Source organism: uncultured Flavobacterium sp. (genome assembly GCF_963922255.1).
GTDB lineage: Bacteria > Bacteroidota > Bacteroidia > Flavobacteriales > Flavobacteriaceae > Flavobacterium.
Genome location: NZ_CAWUIC010000009.1, coordinates 19,061 through 38,777, shown reverse-complemented (window position 1 = coordinate 38,777; position 19,717 = coordinate 19,061). Strand labels below are relative to the sequence as shown.

The following is a 19,717-nucleotide window of genomic DNA, read 5'->3' as shown; positions in this document are numbered from 1 at the left end:
ACATAACATATAACAAAATGAAAAAGTTTATATTTTTTCTTGTATTGGTTTTAACACAACTAATTCAAGGACAAAACAATTTTCCCTATGATGTAGTTTTGACACCTGTTACTGTTTCAGGGTTACCAGGTTTACATTCATACGCATTTGGACAACACAACGGAAAATGGTTGATAATAGGTGGAAGAAAAGATGGAATGCACGCTCGTCAGCCTTTTAATGCTTTTCCCGGAAGCCAGAATAATACGGATATTTATGTAGTTGATATTGCTTCACAACAAATCTGGTCTGCTTCTGTAACCACTTTAGCAACGGGAATTCAAGAGCAATTACAATCAACTAACATGAATTTTTATCAAGATGGAAATGCACTGTATATAATTGGTGGTTATGCTTTTGCAACTTCGGCCAATGATCATATTACACATGATAAATTAACGTCAATTGATGTTTCAGGTTTGATTACAGCGATTATGACTAATGCTAATATTACAAGTTATTTTAAGCAAATTACCAATGCAAATTTTGCTATTACTGGAGGTCAATTAGGTAAAATCGGTAATGAGTTTTATTTAATTGGTGGTCATCGTTTTGATGGACGATATAATCCTATGAATAATCCAACATTTACTCAAACCTATTCAAATTCAATTAGAAAGTTTGAAATTGATAATTCAGGAACACAATTGTCTATCAGTAATTATTCGACTATTACTGATGCTGTTCATTTACATAGAAGGGATTATAATTTATTACCACAAGTTTTCCCAAATGGTGAATTAGGGTACACTATTTCTTCTGGAGTATTTCAAATTAATGCAGATTTGCCATTTTTATATCCAGTTGATATTAAAACTAGTGGTTATTTTCCACAAACAGGTTTTAATCAATATTTGAGCAATTATCATTCAGGAAAAGCTTGTTTATATGATGCAACTAATAATAATATGCATAATCTGTTTTTTGGTGGAATTAGTCAATACTATTATAATAACGGCACTTTAATTCAAGATGATACAGTTCCTTTTGTAAAAACTATTAGTAGAACGACTAGAACTTCTAACGGCTCTTTAACCGAGTATCAATTGCCAGTTGAAATGCCTAATTTAAAAGGTGCTGGAGCAGAATTTATTCCGAATGAAACTTTGCCTCATTACACAAATGAAGTAATAAAACTTTCTGATATAATGGCAACGGAATTTGTAATTGGTCATCTTTTTGGTGGGATTCAAAGTAGTTCAACTTCTCCATTTACTAATAATCAAACCAGTACTACTAGCGCAGATCCAACAGTTTATGAAGTTAAGTTGGTTTATAATCCAGCCTTAAGTGTTGATAAAATTGATGGAAGAAATCCTTTTACATTTACGGTTTATCCAAATCCTGCTGAAAATGACACTATCAAAGTTGATTTGACAATTCCATATGTAGCCGAATTAGAATATATGATTTCGAGTTTAGATGGAAAAATTTTATCAGAAGGAACAATTGAAGATTTAAAAATAGGAATTAACCAAATGGATTTTAGTTTAGAAGACGCACAAACTAAAACGGTTATTTTAACATTTGTTTTTGACCATAAATTTTACGAATCAAAAAAAATCATAAAAAAATAAAAGAAATAAAAAAGTTAAACAAATATTTATATATTTGTGACTGAAACGATTAAAAATAATTAAAACGATACACATGAAAAAATTAGTAACAATAGTAGCAATTGCTGCATTTATGTTTTCTGTAGACGCTACAGCTCAAACTCAAAAAAAGAAAGAAGCTAAAAAAACTGAAAAAGGAGCATGTTGTTCTTCTGAAAAGAAAGAGGCAACTTCGGCTTCATCTGAGAAAAAAGCATGTGGAACAGAAGCTAAAAGTTCTTGTTGCTCTTCTAAAAAAGTAGAAGCTAAAAAAGAAGATTAATCACAAAATTAAAAGCATTTCTTTATTGAGATGCTTTTTTTTGTATATTTGTTAACCAAATGGTTGAACCGATTAGTTAAAATGGAGAAAACAGAATATAATACAGAAGAAATAATATTGAAAAGTGCGATAACCATTTTTCATAAAAAAGGAATGGCTGGTGCAAGAATGCAAGAAATTGCCGACGAAGCTGGAATTAATAAAGCAATGTTGCATTATTATTTTAGAAGTAAGCAATTGCTTTTTGAAGCCGTTTTTAAAAAAGCATTTATGCAATTGGCACCGCAAATTCATCAAGTGTTAAATTCTCAAGATTCGTTGTTTGATAAAATTGAAAATTTTGCAGGTAAGTATATTTCATTTGTTATGGAAAATAGGTTTTTACCCACATTCATTATTCAAGAATTAAACAATAATCCTGAATTTACGAATCAATTTTTTAGTCAAGCTGAATTTCCTAAACCAACGCATTTTCTATTGCAAATTGAAGAAGAAATCCAAAAGGGAACCTTAAGAAATGTAAATCCAAAACAAGTATTAATTGATATGTTTTCGTTATCTGTTTTTCCATTTGTTGGAGCACCTTTGCTTCAAAAAATAACAAACTCGAATGAAGAAGAATATAACAACTTGTTAATAGAACGTAAAACACACATAGCTTCAATGCTAATAAATAGTATTAAAAAATGAGAAATTTAATTATAATTTTATTCCTGTTTTTTGGATCTTTCCTTCAAGCTCAACAAAATATTACATTGAACGAATGTTATGATTTGGTAGAAAAAAATTATCCATTAGCTAAACAGACTAATTTACTGCAACAAAAATCTGCTTTAGAAATTGATGCATTAAACAAAGCAAAATTGCCCAAAATTGATATTAACGCTCAAGCAACCTATCAATCTGCCGTAACACAATTGCCTATTAGTTTGCCAAACGTAACAATTACACCTTTAAATAAAGATCAATATAGAGCTACTCTAGATGTTAATCAGTTAATTTATAATGGCGGAATGATTGAGGCTAATTCTAAATTAAAAGAAGTTCAAGCGCAAACGGTTCAACAACAAGTTGCGGTTAATTTGTATCAATTAAAATCGAGAATTAATTATTCTTATATGATGATTTTATTGTGGCAAGAACAAAATCGATTGTTGATTTCAAAGAAGAATTCAATTTTAGAAAAAATTAGCGAAGTTAAATCTGGAGTTAGAAATGGAGCTATTTTACCAGCATCAGAGCAAGTTTTAGAAGCTGAATTACTAAAGTTAGAGCAAGCTTTAACCGAAAATTCATTCCAAAGAATAAAGGAACTTCAAAATTTAGCGAGTTTAACATCTACTTCATTTGCTGAAAACACTATTCTAGAACAACCAATTTTAAATTTAGAAACTAACGGAACTAGACCGGAAATACAATTTTTCGAATTGCAACAAACTCAAATTGAGGCTTCTAAAGATGTAATTTCAAAATCAAATTTACCAAAACTAAACGCTTTTGGTCAAGCTGGTTATGGAAATCCTGGTTTGAATATGTTAAATAATTCGTTTGAGAGTTTTTATATAGTTGGTTTAAAATTAAATTGGAATGTGTTCGATTGGAATAAATCAAAAACAGAAAAAGAAGCTTTAGATGTTGCAAAAGAAATTATTTCAACTGAAAAAGAAACTTTTGAAACCAATAATCAAATGCAATTAAATGAGTTAAAATCAGAAATTTTAAAAATGGAAACTATCATTAAAACGGATGTGCAAATCATTCAATTGCGTGAAAAAGTGTTACAGTCGTATGATTCTCAATTGCGAAATGGTGTAATAACTTCTTCAGATTATATAACAGAGTTAAACAATCTTTTTGACGCAAAGACTAATCAAAAAATACATGAAACACAACTTCAATTAGCTAAAATAAATTATCAAACGATTAAAGGACAAAATTAAAATGAAAAATTTACTAACAATATTAATCGCATTAACTTTATTTTCTTGCAACAAGAATGATAATGAAGCAGATGCTTACGGAAATTTTGAAGCAACCGAAGTTACAATTTCAGCCGAAAGCAATGGGAAAATAGAATTTTTAAATCTTGACGAAGGATTGCAACTTGAGAAAGATGCAGTAGTTGGACAAATAGATACAGTTCAATTGTACTTAAACAAGCAACAATTAATAGCTTCAAAAAGCACAATTTATTCTAAATCAGCTAATGTTTTGTCGCAACGAAATGTGTTGAATGAGCAATTAAAAACCACTTTAATAGAGCAAAAACGTATTAAAAATATGTTTGATGAAAATGCAGCAACTAAACGTCAAGTTGATGAAATTACTGGAAAAGTAAAAGTGTTGCAACAACAAATAAATAGTGTAGAAACGCAAAATGCTCCAATTGTAAATGAAGTAAAATCAATTGAAGTTCAAATTGAAAAAATTAACGAACAACTTAAAAAATCAAAAATTATTAATCCTGTAAAAGGTACGGTTTTAGCTCAATATGCTGAACCAAATGAGATAACTGCTTTTGGAAAACCAATATATAAAATTGCTGATTTATCTGAAATGACTTTACGAGTTTATTTTAGTGAAACTCAATTATCATCAATAAAAGTTGGGCAAGAAGTAAATGTTTCAATTGATGAAAATGAAGGGACAAAACCATATAAAGGGAAAATTTCTTGGATTTCATCATCAGCTGAATTCACGCCAAAAATTATCCAAACCAAAGAAGAAAGAGTCAATTTGGTTTACGCAGTAAAAGTAATCGTTAAGAATGATGGCAGTTTGAAAATTGGAATGCCAGCAGAAGTTAAATTATAATTCAATAGCAATAGCAAAAATCAAAAACTATAAATTATGAACAAATTAAAAATTACAACTATTGCAATTTCTACATTTTTTCTTTTTTCGTGCAACGACAAAGCAAAAAATGAAATTACTGAAGTAAATCAAACAATTGAAACTGAAGTTCACAATCATTCAGCTGATGAAGCTATTCAATTAGATGGCGACAAAAAATGGAAAGTGGATGTTGAAATGATGAACCATATTCGCAACATGGAAAAAGATGTAGCTTCTTTTGACAAAGGAACACCCGAAAATTATCAATTATTAGCAGATAATTTAAAGAAAAATCTAGATTTATTAACGTCAAATTGCACCATGAAAGGTCAAGCACATGACGAATTACATAAATGGTTATTGCCATATCTTGATTTAGTTGATGATTTTTCAAAAGATAAATCTGACGAACAATTTACTGAAATTCAAAACTCATTTACAACATTTAATCAATACTTCGAATAATGAATTTACAAGACTTACATACAGAAGGAAAAGCAGTTCAAACGAATGTTTTATTTGAACCATCTCAAAATGTTATTTCCATACAAATTGCAAAAGGAGAACAATTAAAAGAGCATATTACAAAAATTCCAGCTTTACTAGTTTGTGTTTCTGGAGAAGCAATTTTTAGCGATGAAAATGCACAAAAAATCAGTTTAAAATCTGGTGATTATGTAAAAATCGAACCAAACGTAAAACATAGAGTTGATGCAATTGAAATGAGTAATTTCCTTTTAATTAAATAATTCATAACTCACAATTCATAATTAAATAATGAGTATTTCAGTCCAAAATATTTCCAAATCTTACAACAAAATCAAAGCTATTGATTCAATTTCTTTTGAAGTAAATTCTGGAGAATTATTTGGATTAATTGGTCCAGATGGTGCAGGTAAAACGACTATTTTTAGAATTTTAACTACACTTTTAATTGCTGATGAAGGAAAAGCAACGGTAGCAAATTTTGATGTTGTTGAGGATTATAAATCCATAAGAAATTCGGTTGGATATATGCCGGGCAAGTTTTCGTTGTACCAAGATTTAACGGTGGAAGAGAATCTAACTTTTTTTGCGACTATTTTTGGAACAACTATTGAAGAAAACTACGATTTAATCGAAGATATTTACGTTCAAATTGAACCGTTTAAAAAACGTAGAGCAGGAGCTTTATCTGGTGGAATGAAACAAAAATTAGCGTTGTGTTGTGCTTTAATTCATGCTCCAAAAGTCTTGTTTTTAGACGAGCCTACAACAGGAGTTGATCCTGTTTCTCGAAAAGAATTTTGGCAAATGCTAAAACGTTTACAACAAAAAGGAATCACCATTTTAGTTTCCACACCTTATATGGATGAAGCTGCCTTATGTGATAGAATTGCTTTAATTCAAAAAGGTAAAATCTTAAAAATTGATTCACCACAAGCTATAACAGCCAATTATGAAAAAGTAATTTATGATATTCAATCCAAAAACACACACGGATTAATTCACGATTTAAAAAACTATCCAAGTCATTATAGTGTTTATGCTTTTGGAGAATTCATTCATTATATCGATACAAATGCTGATTTCAATCCAAATGATTTAAAGGAATATTTAGAGCATAAGAATCATTTAGAAATTATAATAAAAAAAGCAATCACATCCATTGAAGATGTCTTTATGGATTTGTAATTATGGATAAAGAAAAAATCATACAAGTAGAAAACTTAACCAAACAATTTGGCGATTTTACAGCAGTGAAAGGAATCACTTTTGATGTCTACAAAGGAGAGATTTTTGGTTTTTTGGGAGCAAACGGAGCAGGAAAAACAACTGCAATGAAAATGCTCATTGGAATTTCAAATCCAACTTTGGGTAAAGCAAATGTAGCAGGTTTTGATGTATTGACTCAAGCAGAAATGGTTAAGAAAAGCATTGGTTATATGAGTCAAAAATTTTCTTTGTACGACGATTTAACCATTAAAGAAAATATTACTTTTTTTGGAGGAATTTACGGTTTATCGCGAAAGCTGATTAAAGAAAAAACAATCCAATTAGTTCAAGAATTAGAAATGCAAGACGTTGCTGATAATTTGGTCGGTTCATTACCATTAGGTTGGAAACAAAAATTATCATTTTCAGTTGCTTTATTACACGAACCAAAAATTGTGTTTTTAGATGAACCAACTGGTGGAGTTGACCCAATAACCAGAAGACAGTTTTGGGAAATGATATATACACAAGCGTATAAAGGCACAACCATATTCGTAACCACGCATTACATGGACGAAGCCGAATATTGCGACCGTGTTTCCATAATGGTTGACGGAGTTATTGAAGCACTTGACACGCCCAAAAAATTAAAAGAACAATTCAAAGTAGATTCTATGAATGATGTTTTTTTAAAATTGGCTCGAAATATCGAGTAAACTAATTACTAAAAAATGAAAAGATTCATCGGTTTTGTAAAAAAAGAATTTTATCACATTTTTCGTGATAAACGTTCTATGTTCATACTTTTCGGAATGCCAATTGCACAAATTATGTTGTTTGGTTTCGCTATCACAAACGAAATTAACAACGTAAAAATTGCTATTCTCGATAAATCAAAAGACACCGAAACCCAAAAAATAATTCAAAAAATAAGTAATTCCTCTTATTTTGATATCGAACAAGAAATTACAACCGAAGCACAAATAGAATCTGTTTTCAAGAAAGGAAAAGTTAAAGCCGTTTTGGTTTTTGAAAATGATTTCATCAAGCATTTACAAACCCAAAAAAACGGTAAAGTACAAGTAATTACAGATGCAACCGATCCAAATATGGCTAATACGATATCTAATTATATTACGTCGATTTTACAAAACTTTATTCAAGAAAAAAACAAAAACAATAAGCCAACTTATCAAATTCAAACGCAAACCCAATTGTTTTACAACCCAGAAATGAAAAGTGTTTTTACTTTCGTTCCCGGAGTAATGACGGTAATTTTAATGTTGGTTTCAGCAATGATGACTTCTATTTCCATTACACGAGAAAAAGAATTAGGCACCATGGAGATCCTATTAGTTTCTCCGCTAAAACCGTTTCAAGTCATCATCGGAAAAGTATTTCCTTACATCTTTTTATCAGTAATCAATGCAACAGTTATTCTGCTTTTAGGTTTTTTTGTGTTCAAAATGCCTATTGAAGGAAGTCTTTTTTTATTAGCTATAGAAAGCGTTTTGTTTATAGTTTGCGCATTAGCATTAGGAATTTTAATTTCCACTTTGTCTAATTCTCAACAAACCGCCATGATGATTTCGTTATTCGGATTAATGTTGCCTGTAATCTTATTGTCTGGATTTATTTTTCCCATTTCGAGCATGCCATTACCATTACAAGTCATCAGTAATATCATTCCAGCCAAATGGTTCATCATCATCATCAAAGCCATCATGTTAAAAGGTTCAAGTTTTGCTTTAATTTGGAAAGAAACTTTAATTATTATTACAATGACAATAATTTACACAGTAATCAGCATCAGAAAATATAAAATAAGATTAGAATAATCAATTTCAATAAAAAAAACTTTGTGACTTTGTGTCTTCGTGGCAAAAACTAAATAAAATGAAAACAATATTATTCATCATACAAAAAGAGTTCAAGCAAATTTTTAGAAATAAAAGTATGTTGCCTATTATTTTTATTTTACCATTAATGCAATTGGTTGTTCTGTCAAACGCAGCTAGTTTTGAAGTCAAAAATATTAAGTTTTCCTATGTTGATAATGATCATTCTTCAGCTTCACGCGAATTGATAAGCAAGTTTCAAGCATCCAATTATTTTAATATAATATCTCAATTTTCTTCAAAAAAAGAAGCCAATCTACAAATGCAGAAAGGAAATGTAGATGTAATTCTCGAAATACCAATTTATTTTGAACGTAATTTAATCAAGCAACAAAACACAAATCTTTCGGTAAGTATCAACGCTATAGATGGAGCAGCTGCTGGAGTTTCAAATGTTTATATTACGCAAATTATTTCGGGTTATAATCAATCTATACAAACACAGTTGCAAACCTACAATCAAGGAACTATTGTACAAGCCGAAAATATAACAACAATCCCATCATTTTGGTATAACAAAACCTTGAATTATAAAACATTTATGGTTCCAGGAATTTTAGTTTTATTAGTAACAATGCTTTCCTTATTCTTATCGTCCATGAATATTGTTCGTGAAAAAGAAGTCGGAACTTTAGAACAAATTAATGTAACACCCATTAAAAAGCACCAATTTATAATTGGAAAATTATTTCCGTTTTGGGTAATTGGTTTAATGGTCTTAACTGTCGGATTGACTATTGCAAAGCTAGTTTTCAACGTACCCATTTTAGGGAATATTTTCTTGATTTATGGATTCACTTCTATTTATTTAATTTTAATTCTCGGAATTGGACTATTTATTTCCAATCATACCGAAACCCAACAACAAGCTATGTTTATTGCTTGGTTTTTTACTGTAATATTCATTTTAATGAGCGGACTTTTCACTCCAATTGAAAGTATGCCAAATTGGGCTCAAAAAGTCACTTTATTGAATCCAATACGTTATTTTGTAGAGGTCATAAGAATGGTTATGCTAAAGGGAGCAGGTTTTAGTGATATAAAAAATCAAATTGCAATAATTACTATTTATGCTTTTGCAATTAATGGCTTTGCGGTTTGGAGTTATAAAAAAACAAATTAAATTTATTTGAACATTAGTTAAAGTTTTAGCTATGTAACGCTTGTTACTTTATAGTGTTTGAAGTTTAGTAAATTTGTTTAAAATTTTACATAATGGAAGAAATGTTATTTTATGATAGAATGCAATTTGCCTTTACTATCACGTTTCACTACTTGTTTCCACAATTAACGATGGGACTTTCGTTAATGATTGTTTACTTTAAGTGGAAATTCATTAAAACACAAACCGAACAGTATAATGATGCCGCCAAATTTTGGATGCGTATTTTTGCTTTAAATTTTGCAATGGGGGTTGTGACCGGAATTCCAATGGAGTTTCAGTTTGGAACTAATTGGGCAAAATTCTCTGAACTCACAGGAGGAATTATTGGTCAAACATTAGCAATGGAAGGAATGTTCTCCTTCTTTTTAGAATCTTCCTTTTTAGGTTTATTCTTGTTTGGTGAAAAATTACTAGGTCAAAAGTTGCATTTTTTAACTGGTTTTTTAGTCTTTTTAGGTTCTTGGGCAAGTGGCTATTTAATCATTGCAACCCATTCCTGGATGCAAAATCCTGTAGGATATGAAATTTTAGCAAACGGAAAATTTGTTCTGAATAATTTTGGAGCCTTATTTTCAAACCCTTGGCTTTTACCATCTTATTTTCATAATCAAGCTGCTTCTTTAGTAACCGCTTCTTTCGTGGTTGCCGGTGTTGGAGCTTTTTATATTTTAAATGATAAAAACGTTGAGTTTGGTAAATTATTCGTTAAAACAGGAGTAATATTTGGTTTAATTTCTTCTTTAATTGTAGCGATGCCAACAGGAGATTTATTAGCTAAAAATGTTGTGAAATATCAACCTGTAACTTTTGCAGCTATGGAAGGAATTTTTCATACTGAAAAAGGGGGTTCTGAAATAGTTCTAATTGGACAACCAGACGTAAAAAACAAAAAACTAGACAATAAAATTGCGGTACCAAATATCTTAAGCATCTTAACTTATGGAAATTGGGATCAAGAAGTAAAAGGTTTAGATCAATTTCCAGAAGATGTTCATCCTACAAATATTTCCGGCTTGTATTATGGTTACCATATTATGGTTGGTTTAGGTACATTATTTATTGGATTATTGGCTTTTGCTGTTTTTCAATTAATTAGAAAGAAATTATATGAAACGAAATGGGTTTTATGGTTATTGTTATTTTTTATTCCATTTCCATATATTGCCAATACAACGGGTTGGTACACGGCAGAATTAGGAAGACAACCTTGGTTGGTTTATAATTTATTAAGAACATCAGAAGGCGCTTCACCAACTGTTTCATCAGGAAATACATTATTCACTTTACTTGGATTTATCGGATTGTATCTTTTATTAGGAATGTTATTTCTTTTATTAGTGGGAAAAATTATTAACAAAGGTCCAAAACCTCAAACACATTAGATCATGGAATATTTTTGGTATATAGTTATAGTTATAATGTTAGCTACTTATGTCGTTTTAGATGGTTATGATTTTGGAGCAGGAATTATACATTTATTTTTTGGTAAAACAGAAAAAGATAAAAAAGCCATTACAAATGCTATTGGACCTTTTTGGGATGCAAACGAAGTTTGGTTGATTGCTGTTGGAGGTGTGTTGTTTTTTGCATTTCCAACATTATATGCTTCTTCATTTAGTGGGTTTTATTTGCCTTTAATTATGGTGCTTTGGTTGTTGATTTTTAGAGCTGTTGGTCTAGAATTACGTGGTCAAGTGCACCATCCAATGTGGGAATCTATTTGGGACAAAGCTTTTGGAATTGCCAGTTTGTTATTAGCTTTATTCTTTGGAGTAGCATTAGGAAATGTAGTTAGAGGTGTAAATCTTGGAATGGTTGAAAATGGAGTTTCTACAGTTGAAGCACATTATTTCTTTTTACCTTTATGGAATCCAGAATTTAGTCCAACTTCAGAAAATCTTGGTGTAATTGATTGGTTTACATTGTTATTAGGAATAATAAGTGTTGTAGCCTTAACCATTCATGGAGCCAATTGGATTATTTATAAAACAAATGCCGATATTAATGAAAAGCTAAAAACAGTAGTCTTTAAATTGAATTTTGCTCTGCTAGCATTGGTAGTTATTTCTTTATTAGTTTGGCACATTATTGAAGCAAATCCGTTTCATAATTTTATTCAATATCCTTTTTTATGGATTTTACCTTTAATTACTTTTACTGGAATTTTTGGCTTATTTAAAGTTAAATCGTTTAAAAAACACGGAATGGGATTTTTGTTTTCAACTCTGTTTTTAGTTGGGGGTTTAGCTTCAACAGTCGCTTCAATATTTCCTAAACTACTACCGTCTACCAATACTATAAACCCTTCGTTAACCATTGAAAATGTTGCCGCTCATGAATATGGATTGGCAACCGGAATGAAATGGTTTTTTATAGCTTTGGTTTTGGTAATTATTTACATGATAGTTCAATACAAAGTTTTTAGAGGGAAGATGGATGATGTAGGCTACGGTGATCATTAAATTATATAAAAAAGTGCCTTTTTGAGATACTTTTTTATGTAACAAATGTAACTGTAAGAGGTTGGTTTTTAAACTAAATTTGATGTATTAAACTAATTAAGATGTCAAAAATAGTAATATTAGGTGCAGGAATATCTGGTCATACAGCAGCTGCACATTTGAGAAGAAAACTAGGAAAAGAACATGAAGTTCTTGTAGTTTCTCCAAATCGAAATTACCAATGGGTTCCTTCCAATATTTGGGTAGGGATTGGTAGAATGAAAGCTGAACAATTAATTTTTCCATTAGAACCATTATATAAAAGAAAAGGAATTGGCTACAAACAAGCCAAAGTAGTTTCTTTTCATCCAGAAGGAAATAAAACTGAAAGCAAGCCATTCGTTTCTGTTGAATATGTTTTTGGAGAAAAGAAAGGCACACAAGAAAATGTTACTTATGATTATTTAATCAATGCAACCGGACCAAAATTAGCTTTCGATATGACAGAAGGTTTAAATCCTGGACATAACAAAGCTTATTCCGTTTGTACTTATGATCATGCAGAACATGCTTGGCACGGATTAAAAGAACTTATTGATCAACTAAAAACTTCCGATAAAAAAGCAAAAATTCTTATTGGAACGGGTCATGCTAAAGCAACTTGTCAAGGAGCCGCTTTTGAATATATTTTAAATGTTGAAAAAGAGTTGGTCAGACATGGTGTTAGAAACAAAGTAGAAATTACATGGATTTCCAATGAAAATGAATTAGGAGATTTCGGAATGGACGGTATGTTGATGGATTACAATGGTTTTAACATGAAATCCAAAGACATGATTGAAATGATTTTTGAAGACAGAGGCATCAAATGGATTTTAGGTGCTGGTGTCAACAAAATGGAAGATGGAATAGCACATTATGAAAATCTAGAAGGTGAATTCAAATCTGAAGAATTTGATTTTGCCATGTTAATTCCAGCTTTTTCAGGTCACGGATTCAAAGCTTATGATAAGAATGATGCAGATATTACCGATAAATTATTTAAAGGATTTATGATAGTGGATGCAGATTATACACCAAGACCTTACGAAGAATGGACGGTTCAAGATTGGCCAGAAACTTATCAAAACCCTTCATACAATAATATTTTCGCTCCTGGAATTGCCTTTGCTCCACCACATTCCATTTCAAAACCAAGAAAAAGTAAAAACGGAACCGAAATTTTTCCATCACCACCTAGAACAGGCATGCCATCAGGAATTACAGCAAAATTAGTTGCAGATAATATCATTGATTCCATTAAATCAGGTATAGAATCCTTACATCATAAAGGTTCTTTAGGAAATATGGGAGCAGCATGTATTGCTTCTGCAGGTTTTGGAATGACACAAGGTAGTGGTGTAAGTATCACTACGTATCCAATTGTTCCCGATTATAAAAAATATCCAGAAACAGGAGGAAGAGACATTAACAAAACTTTCGGAGACATAGGGTTAGCAGGACATTGGGTTAAATTATCCTTGCATTATGCTTTTCTTTATAAAGCAAAAATGCTTCCTTTTTGGTGGTTAATTCCTGAATAGAGTATTAAGGTTAGATTTTTAAGTATTAAGACTGATAAATGACAACAAAAAAATAAAAAAATGACACAAAGAATATCAAAATCACAGCGTTCTAAAATGCGAAATCCAATTTTACAGTTTTTTAAGTTCTTCTATTTAAATTTTAGAATTATTAAAATTGTAGCCGGAGGTCACGGTGGAACACGATAGTAAATCGTCTTAAATGATGATTGTTTTTAGTTTATTGGTTAGTATTTGAGGTTGTTTAAATTGAAGTAAACAACCTCTTTTCGTTTATAAAATGTAGTGTAACTCTTGTTACTGACTACGCTGTTTTCTGTATGTACATTTGCATAAATAAGTTTAAAACCATGAAGAATAAACTAATACTCACTTTAATTGGAATTTTTGCCTTAGCTTTTAATGCTTCAGCACAAGATACCATTACTATTTCTAAAAAAGATATTTTAGAAAAAGTAAACGATAACAATTTGCAAATCAAAATTGCAGAAAAAAATGCAGCTTCCGCAAAAGCAGATTATAACCAATCTAATTCATTGTTTTTGCCAAGTATTACAGCTTCACACACGGCAATTTCTACAACAAATCCTTTAATGGCTTTTGGTTCTAAATTGAATCAGGAAATTTTATCAGCATCAGATTTTAATCCAGCTTTGTTAAATGATCCAAACAAAACACAAAATTATGCTACTAAAATTGAAGTATTACAACCTATAATTAATGTTGATGGTTTTTACGGAAGACAAGCAGCTAAATCTAAATACGAAGCTTATCAACTACAAACCGAAAGAACAAAAGAATATTTACAACTTGAAGTAAACAAATCTTTCATGCAATTGCAACTAGCCTATAAAGCAGTTGAAGTTTTAGAAAAAGCTAATAAAACCGCTCAAGCTAACCTGAAATTAGTAGAAAATTATGCTAAACAAGGAATGCTTCAAAAAACAGATTTACTTTCCGTTCAAGTTCGTGTAAATGAAGTTGCCAATCAATTACAATATGCTAAATCAAATGTGCAAAATGCATCTGATTACTTAGCTTTTTTATTGAACGAAGACAATACAAACAAAGTTTTCAAACCAATTGAAGACATTGAAAATGTAATTGAAATTTCAGCTTTTGAACCAAAATTAATTTCTAATAGAAAAGACATTTTAGCTATGGATAAATCTGTTGAAGCTTATGGAAAAATGACACAGATGAGCAAAATGGGTTTCTTACCAAGATTAAATGCTTTTGGAAGTTATGAATTATATGATACGCAAATTTTTCAAACAGGAGCAAAAGGTTATACCATTGGTGCGCAATTATCATGGAGTCTTTTTGATGGTTATAAAACTATAGGTAAATACCAAAAAGCAAAAGCGGATTATGATAAAGCACAAACGGAAAGTCAACAATATAAAGCTCAAAGTCAATTGGAATTAAATAAAACCAATCGTCAATTGTTAGATGCTGAAAACAAAGTAAATCTTTCAAAATTAGCTTTAGAACAATCTCAAGAAGCTTATAGAATTAGAGAAAATCGTTTTAAAGAAGGTTTAGAAAAAACAACCGATTTATTAAATTCAGAAACTTTACAATTTCAAAAAGAACTAGAATATCTACAAGCCGTTTTTGAATATAATTTCACCCAAAAATATTTAGAATTCCTAACTCAATAAATAACTTAAGCAACACAGATCAGAGAAATTAGAGAAATTTTAAAAATTATTATAATTTCTTAAATCTGTGTTCCAAAAAATAAAATTTTAACAATGAAAAAAATAGCAATCCTAACACTTTCAACACTTTTCCTGATATCATGTGGTGGAGAAAAGAAAAACGAAATCGCAACGGAAACTCCATTCGCAGTAAAAGTTAGTGGAACAACCGAAAACGATAACAGTCCATTCGTCACAGCCAGTGGAAAAATTGAATCCCAAAACAGTGCCAATGTAAGTACAAGAATGATGGGTTATGTTACCAAAGTTCACGTGAAAATGGGTCAAAAAGTAAGTCAAGGTCAATTGTTGGTAAGCATCAATAACACAGATTTACAAGCCAAAAAAGCACAAGTTGACGCTTCGATTTTACAAGCAACTGCTGGTTATAATAATGCTAAAAAAGATTATGAGCGTTTCAAAACCTTATTTTCACAACAAAGTGCTTCTCAAAAAGAATTAGACGATATGACTTCGCGTTACGAAATGGCAAAAGCTGGTTTAGAAGGAGCCAAACAAATGCGTAACGAAGTTATGGCTCAATTTTCTTATGCGAATATCACAGCACCATTTTCAGGAGAAGTAACCAATACATTTGTAAAAGAAGGTGATATGGCAAATCCAGGAATGCCTTTAGTTAGTGTGGAAGGTAACGGTTTAATGCAAGTAATGGCAATGGTTTCTGAAGGAGATATTACTTCAATCAAAAACGGAATGCCAGTAACTGTTTTAGTAAAATCATCAAACCAAGAATTAAAAGGAAAAGTAAGCGAAGTAAGTGGTTCAGCAACAAATACAGGTGGACAATATTTAGTAAAAATCAATTTAGATAAAACGGATAATAAAGTACTTTCAGGAATGTTTGTAAACGTTCAATTTCCTATTGAAAAACCAAAAGTAAAAACGGAAACAAAAAAATCAGACAAGATTTTAGTACCAGAATCGGCATTAGTAAAACAAGGACAATTAACAGGTATTTACACGGTAAGTAACAATGTAGCCATTCTACGTTGGATTAGAACCGGAAAATCATTCGGAAATCAAGTAGAAGTTTTATCAGGATTATCAGCAGATGAAAAATATATCGTTTCAGCTGAAGGAAAATTATACAACGGAGTAAAAGTTAGTGTTCAGTAACCAGTAATTAGTCTTCAGTCAAAGGTTTCGGTTGAAAACTTGAAATCTGCAACTTTAAACTTTTAAACAAAAAATTATGCAAGAAGGTATATCAGGTAAAATAGCCCATTTTTTCATCAATTCTAAATTAACCATTTTATTGATGGTTGGTTTGATGATTATTGGTATATATAGTTCGTTCTTAATTCCTCGTGAAGAAGAACCACAAATTAATGTTCCCATGGCCGATGTAATGATTGGTTATCCAGGAGCAAGTCCAGCTGAAGTGGAAAGTAGAGTCATTAAACCACTTGAAAAAGTATTGTCAAACATCAAAGGAGTAGAGCATTTGCATAGTATGGCTATGAATGGTCAAGCGATGATAATCGTGCAATTCTATGTAGGTGAAGATTCAGAACGTTCGTATGTGAAATTATACGATGAGTTGATGAAAAACGAAAATATATTCCCAAAAGGAGTATATAAGCCTATGGTAAAAACACGTTCCATTGACGATGTTCCTATGTTAGGATTAACACTTTGGAGTGAAACATTGAATGATTTTGAAATCCGTCAAATTGCGGAAGAAGTTACCACTGAAATTGAAAAAGTAAAAGATGTTGCCATTACCAAAGAAATTGGTGGAAGAACTCGAGAACTTAAAGTAATTTTAGACAAAGATAAAATGGCTGAAAATGGAGTAGATGCTCTTGGAATTATGCAAATGATTCAAGCCAATAATGGAAGTTCACAATCAGGAAGCTTTGTGTCTAATGATACAGAATACTTAATCACAACAGGTGAGTTTCTAAAAAGTTCAGAAGATGTAGAAAATTTAGTTATTGGTGTAAATGCCAATATGCCTGTCTATTTAAAACAAGTAGCAAAAATTCAAGATGGACCAGCAACACCAAGAAGTTATGTGTCTTTTGGATATGGAAAAGCGAATGAGAAATACACCAAGAACAAATCAGAATATCCAGCTGTAACGATTTCAGTAGGGAAAGTTAAAGGTGCTGATGCGATGAAAATTGCAGATAAAATCCTTGAGAAAATAGAAAGTTTAAAGAAAACGTTAATCACGGATGATGTTCATGTAGAAGTATCTCGTAATTATGGTGAAACAGCTTCACACAAAGTAGGTGAGTTGTTGATGCATTTGGGTGTTGCTATTATTGCTGTAACACTTTTAGTTATGTTAGCCATGGGTTGGCGTGGTGGATTGGTAGTATTCTTTTCTGTTCCATTAACCTTTGCTTTGACATTGTTTGCCTATTATATGTTGGGTTATACGTTAAACAGAATTACACTTTTTGCTTTAGTTTTTGTGGTAGGAATTGTAGTTGATGACAGTATTATCATTGCCGAAAACATGCACCGTCATTTCAAAATGAAGCGATTGCCCTTCAAACAAGCCGCTATTTTTGCGATAAACGAAGTAGGGAATCCAACTATTTTAGCAACGTTTACCGTAATTGCTGCTATTCTTCCAATGGCTTTCGTGTCAGGAATGATGGGACCTTATATGAGTCCAATGCCAATAGGTGCTTCTATTGCCATGTTACTTTCGTTGTTTGTTGCTTTAACGGTGACACCTTATTTGGGCTATCATTTATTACACGAAAAAGAGGAACAAGAACACAAAGCTGAACAAGGATTAGAAACTTCATGGATTTATAGAATGTACAATAAATTGGAGCGTCCATTTTTGGATAATTCTACCAAACGTAGATTAATGTTAGGACTTACAGTTGTTTTATTAGCAGGTTCTGTACTGATGTTTTTCACGAAATCAGTTTTGGTTAAAATGTTGCCTTTTGATAACAAGAATGAATTTCAGGTTGTGATTGATATGCCTGAAGGAACAACCCTAGAAAGAACAGCTGCAGTAACTCAAGAAATTGCTCAATATTTGACTACAATTCCAGAAGTAATTGATTATCAAAATTACATTGGAACTTCTGCACCTATTACGTTTAACGGTTTGGTTCGTCATTATGATTTGCGTGGTGGAAGTAATATGGCAGATATTCAAGTAAATTTATTGCACAAAGAAGATAGAGATTTACAAAGTCATGATATTGCAAAAATTGTTCGTCCAGAAGTGCAAAAAATCGCTAAAAAATACGGTGCCAATGTCAAAATTATTGAAGTTCCACCTGGACCACCAGTTTTATCGACTTTAGTGGCCGAAATTTATGGACCAGATTACAAACAACAAATCGAAGTAGCTAATCAAGTTAAAGGAATTTTAGAAAAAACTACGGATATTGTGGATGTGGATTGGATGACCGAAGACAATCAAGTAGAATATACTTTGGAAGTAGATAAAGAAAAAGCCATGCTTAACGGAATTGCTCCTCAACAAGTAGTTGGAAATCTGACCTATTTACTAAAAGAATATCCAGTTTCTACTTTGTATGATGAAAATTCTAATAATAGTGTTGGAATTGTTCTTTCACTGGATGACAAAGATAAAACTTCATTGCAAGACATTCAAAACTTAAAAATAAAAGGTAGTCGTGGCAATGTAGTTCCAGTTTCTGATATTGTGAAAGTTGTAGAGGGTAATTTACAAAAAACGATTTATCGAAAAGACCAAAAAAGAGTAGTTTATGTAACGGCTGATATGGCTGGAAATCTAGAAAGTCCTGTGTATGCTATTTTAGGTATGAATGAAGAATTACAAAAAATGAAGTTGCCTGCAGGATATAAAGTAAACGAATTGTATATGGAACAACCATCTGATGAAAGTGATTTCACCGTAAAATGGGATGGAGAATGGCAAATTACTTTAGAAGTTTTCCGTGATTTAGGAATTGCTTTTGGAGTAGTAATCGTAATCATTTATATGTTGATTGTAGGATGGTTCCAAAACTTTAAAACACCAATGGTTATGATGATGGCTATTCCACTTTCATTAGTTGGAATTGTATTTGGTCACTGGTTATTAGGAGCTTATTTTACGGCTACTTCTTTTATCGGAATGATTGCTTTAGCAGGAGTAATGGTTCGAAATTCCGTCCTGCTGATTGACTTCATAGAAATTCGATTAAACGATGGAATTCCGTTAAAACAAGCTATTATTGAAGCTGGAGCAGTAAGAACAACCCCAATTTTATTAACGACAGGAGCTGTTGTTATTGGAGCGGTAATCATACTTTTTGATCCAATTTTTCAAGGATTAGCGATTTCGTTAGTTTTCGGAGCGATTGTTTCAACGATTTTAACATTGATTGTTGTACCGATAATTTACTATATCGTTGAACGAAAAAAATGGGAACATCAGCGAGTAGTTGAAGAAAACACAGATGATATTAAGGAACAAAAATCAACCTACAAGGTTTTCAAAACCTTGTAGGTT

18 protein-coding genes are annotated in these 19,717 nt (G+C 31.2%); all 18 read left to right on the top strand.

The features are described from left to right. The first annotated feature begins 17 nt into the window (after positions 1-17). The 18 genes from AABJ49_RS08610 to AABJ49_RS08525 all read left to right on the top strand — a co-directional run bounded on the left by AABJ49_RS08610 (position 18) and on the right by AABJ49_RS08525 (position 19,714). Positions 18-1,616: a hypothetical protein gene (locus tag AABJ49_RS08610; RefSeq protein ID WP_338377876.1), complete on the top strand. Its 1,599-nt coding sequence runs from the start codon at positions 18-20 to the stop codon at positions 1,614-1,616. Between the two features lie 73 nt (positions 1,617-1,689). Continuing rightward, a complete protein-coding gene (locus AABJ49_RS08605) occupies positions 1,690-1,917 on the top strand; it encodes a hypothetical protein (RefSeq protein ID WP_338377875.1) in 228 nt (75 codons plus the stop codon). 81 nt (positions 1,918-1,998) lie between these two features. After that, positions 1,999-2,607 carry a TetR/AcrR family transcriptional regulator gene (locus tag AABJ49_RS08600; RefSeq protein WP_338377874.1) on the top strand — a complete coding sequence of 203 codons (609 nt, stop codon included), beginning with the start codon at positions 1,999-2,001 and terminating at the stop codon, positions 2,605-2,607. Continuing rightward, positions 2,604-3,857, top strand: coding sequence for a TolC family protein (locus tag AABJ49_RS08595; protein ID WP_338377873.1), 1,254 nt, complete (start codon positions 2,604-2,606; stop codon positions 3,855-3,857). Before AABJ49_RS08600 ends, AABJ49_RS08595 begins: the two co-directional genes overlap by 4 nt. Before the next feature lies 1 nt (position 3,858). After that, positions 3,859-4,731, top strand: coding sequence for an HlyD family efflux transporter periplasmic adaptor subunit (locus AABJ49_RS08590; protein ID WP_338377872.1), 873 nt, complete (start codon positions 3,859-3,861; stop codon positions 4,729-4,731). Between the two features lie 36 nt (positions 4,732-4,767). Beyond that, positions 4,768-5,217, top strand: coding sequence for a hypothetical protein (locus AABJ49_RS08585; protein WP_338377871.1), 450 nt, complete (start codon positions 4,768-4,770; stop codon positions 5,215-5,217). Beyond that, positions 5,217-5,501, top strand: coding sequence for a hypothetical protein (locus AABJ49_RS08580; protein ID WP_338377870.1), 285 nt, complete (start codon positions 5,217-5,219; stop codon positions 5,499-5,501). The genes AABJ49_RS08585 and AABJ49_RS08580 overlap by 1 nt, the downstream gene beginning before the upstream one ends. 28 nt (positions 5,502-5,529) lie before the next feature. Next, positions 5,530-6,426: an ABC transporter ATP-binding protein gene (locus tag AABJ49_RS08575; RefSeq protein WP_338377869.1), complete on the top strand. Its 897-nt coding sequence runs from the start codon at positions 5,530-5,532 to the stop codon at positions 6,424-6,426. Between the two features lie 2 nt (positions 6,427-6,428). Further along, positions 6,429-7,163, top strand: coding sequence for an ABC transporter ATP-binding protein (locus AABJ49_RS08570; RefSeq protein WP_338377868.1), 735 nt, complete (start codon positions 6,429-6,431; stop codon positions 7,161-7,163). A gap of 15 nt (positions 7,164-7,178) precedes the next feature. Beyond that, positions 7,179-8,285, top strand: a complete 1,107-nt coding sequence (locus AABJ49_RS08565; protein ID WP_264559405.1) for an ABC transporter permease — start codon at positions 7,179-7,181, stop codon at positions 8,283-8,285. 58 nt (positions 8,286-8,343) lie between these two features. Continuing rightward, the gene (locus AABJ49_RS08560) at positions 8,344-9,468 is read left to right on the top strand and encodes an ABC transporter permease (protein ID WP_338377867.1); all 1,125 of its coding nucleotides are present in this window, start codon (positions 8,344-8,346) and stop codon (positions 9,466-9,468) included. 92 nt (positions 9,469-9,560) lie between these two features. Beyond that, positions 9,561-10,892: a cytochrome ubiquinol oxidase subunit I gene (locus AABJ49_RS08555; RefSeq protein ID WP_338377866.1), complete on the top strand. Its 1,332-nt coding sequence runs from the start codon at positions 9,561-9,563 to the stop codon at positions 10,890-10,892. Positions 10,893-10,895: 3 nt separating this feature from the next. Next, the gene (gene cydB / locus AABJ49_RS08550) at positions 10,896-11,972 is read left to right on the top strand and encodes a cytochrome d ubiquinol oxidase subunit II (protein WP_338377865.1); all 1,077 of its coding nucleotides are present in this window, start codon (positions 10,896-10,898) and stop codon (positions 11,970-11,972) included. Positions 11,973-12,073: 101 nt separating this feature from the next. Then, positions 12,074-13,534, top strand: a complete 1,461-nt coding sequence (locus AABJ49_RS08545) for an FAD/NAD(P)-binding oxidoreductase (RefSeq protein WP_338377864.1) — start codon at positions 12,074-12,076, stop codon at positions 13,532-13,534. Positions 13,535-13,594: 60 nt separating this feature from the next. Next, a complete protein-coding gene (locus AABJ49_RS08540; RefSeq protein WP_338377863.1) occupies positions 13,595-13,723 on the top strand; it encodes a hypothetical protein in 129 nt (42 codons plus the stop codon). A gap of 161 nt (positions 13,724-13,884) precedes the next feature. Continuing rightward, the gene (locus AABJ49_RS08535; protein WP_338377862.1) at positions 13,885-15,198 is read left to right on the top strand and encodes a TolC family protein; all 1,314 of its coding nucleotides are present in this window, start codon (positions 13,885-13,887) and stop codon (positions 15,196-15,198) included. A gap of 93 nt (positions 15,199-15,291) precedes the next feature. After that, entirely contained in the window at positions 15,292-16,374 is a 1,083-nt protein-coding gene (locus AABJ49_RS08530; RefSeq protein ID WP_338377861.1) for an efflux RND transporter periplasmic adaptor subunit, read from the top strand. A gap of 76 nt (positions 16,375-16,450) precedes the next feature. Beyond that, complete coding sequence (locus tag AABJ49_RS08525; RefSeq protein WP_338377860.1) at positions 16,451-19,714, top strand: efflux RND transporter permease subunit; 3,264 nt, start codon at positions 16,451-16,453, stop codon at positions 19,712-19,714. The last annotated feature ends 3 nt before the right edge of the window (positions 19,715-19,717 follow it).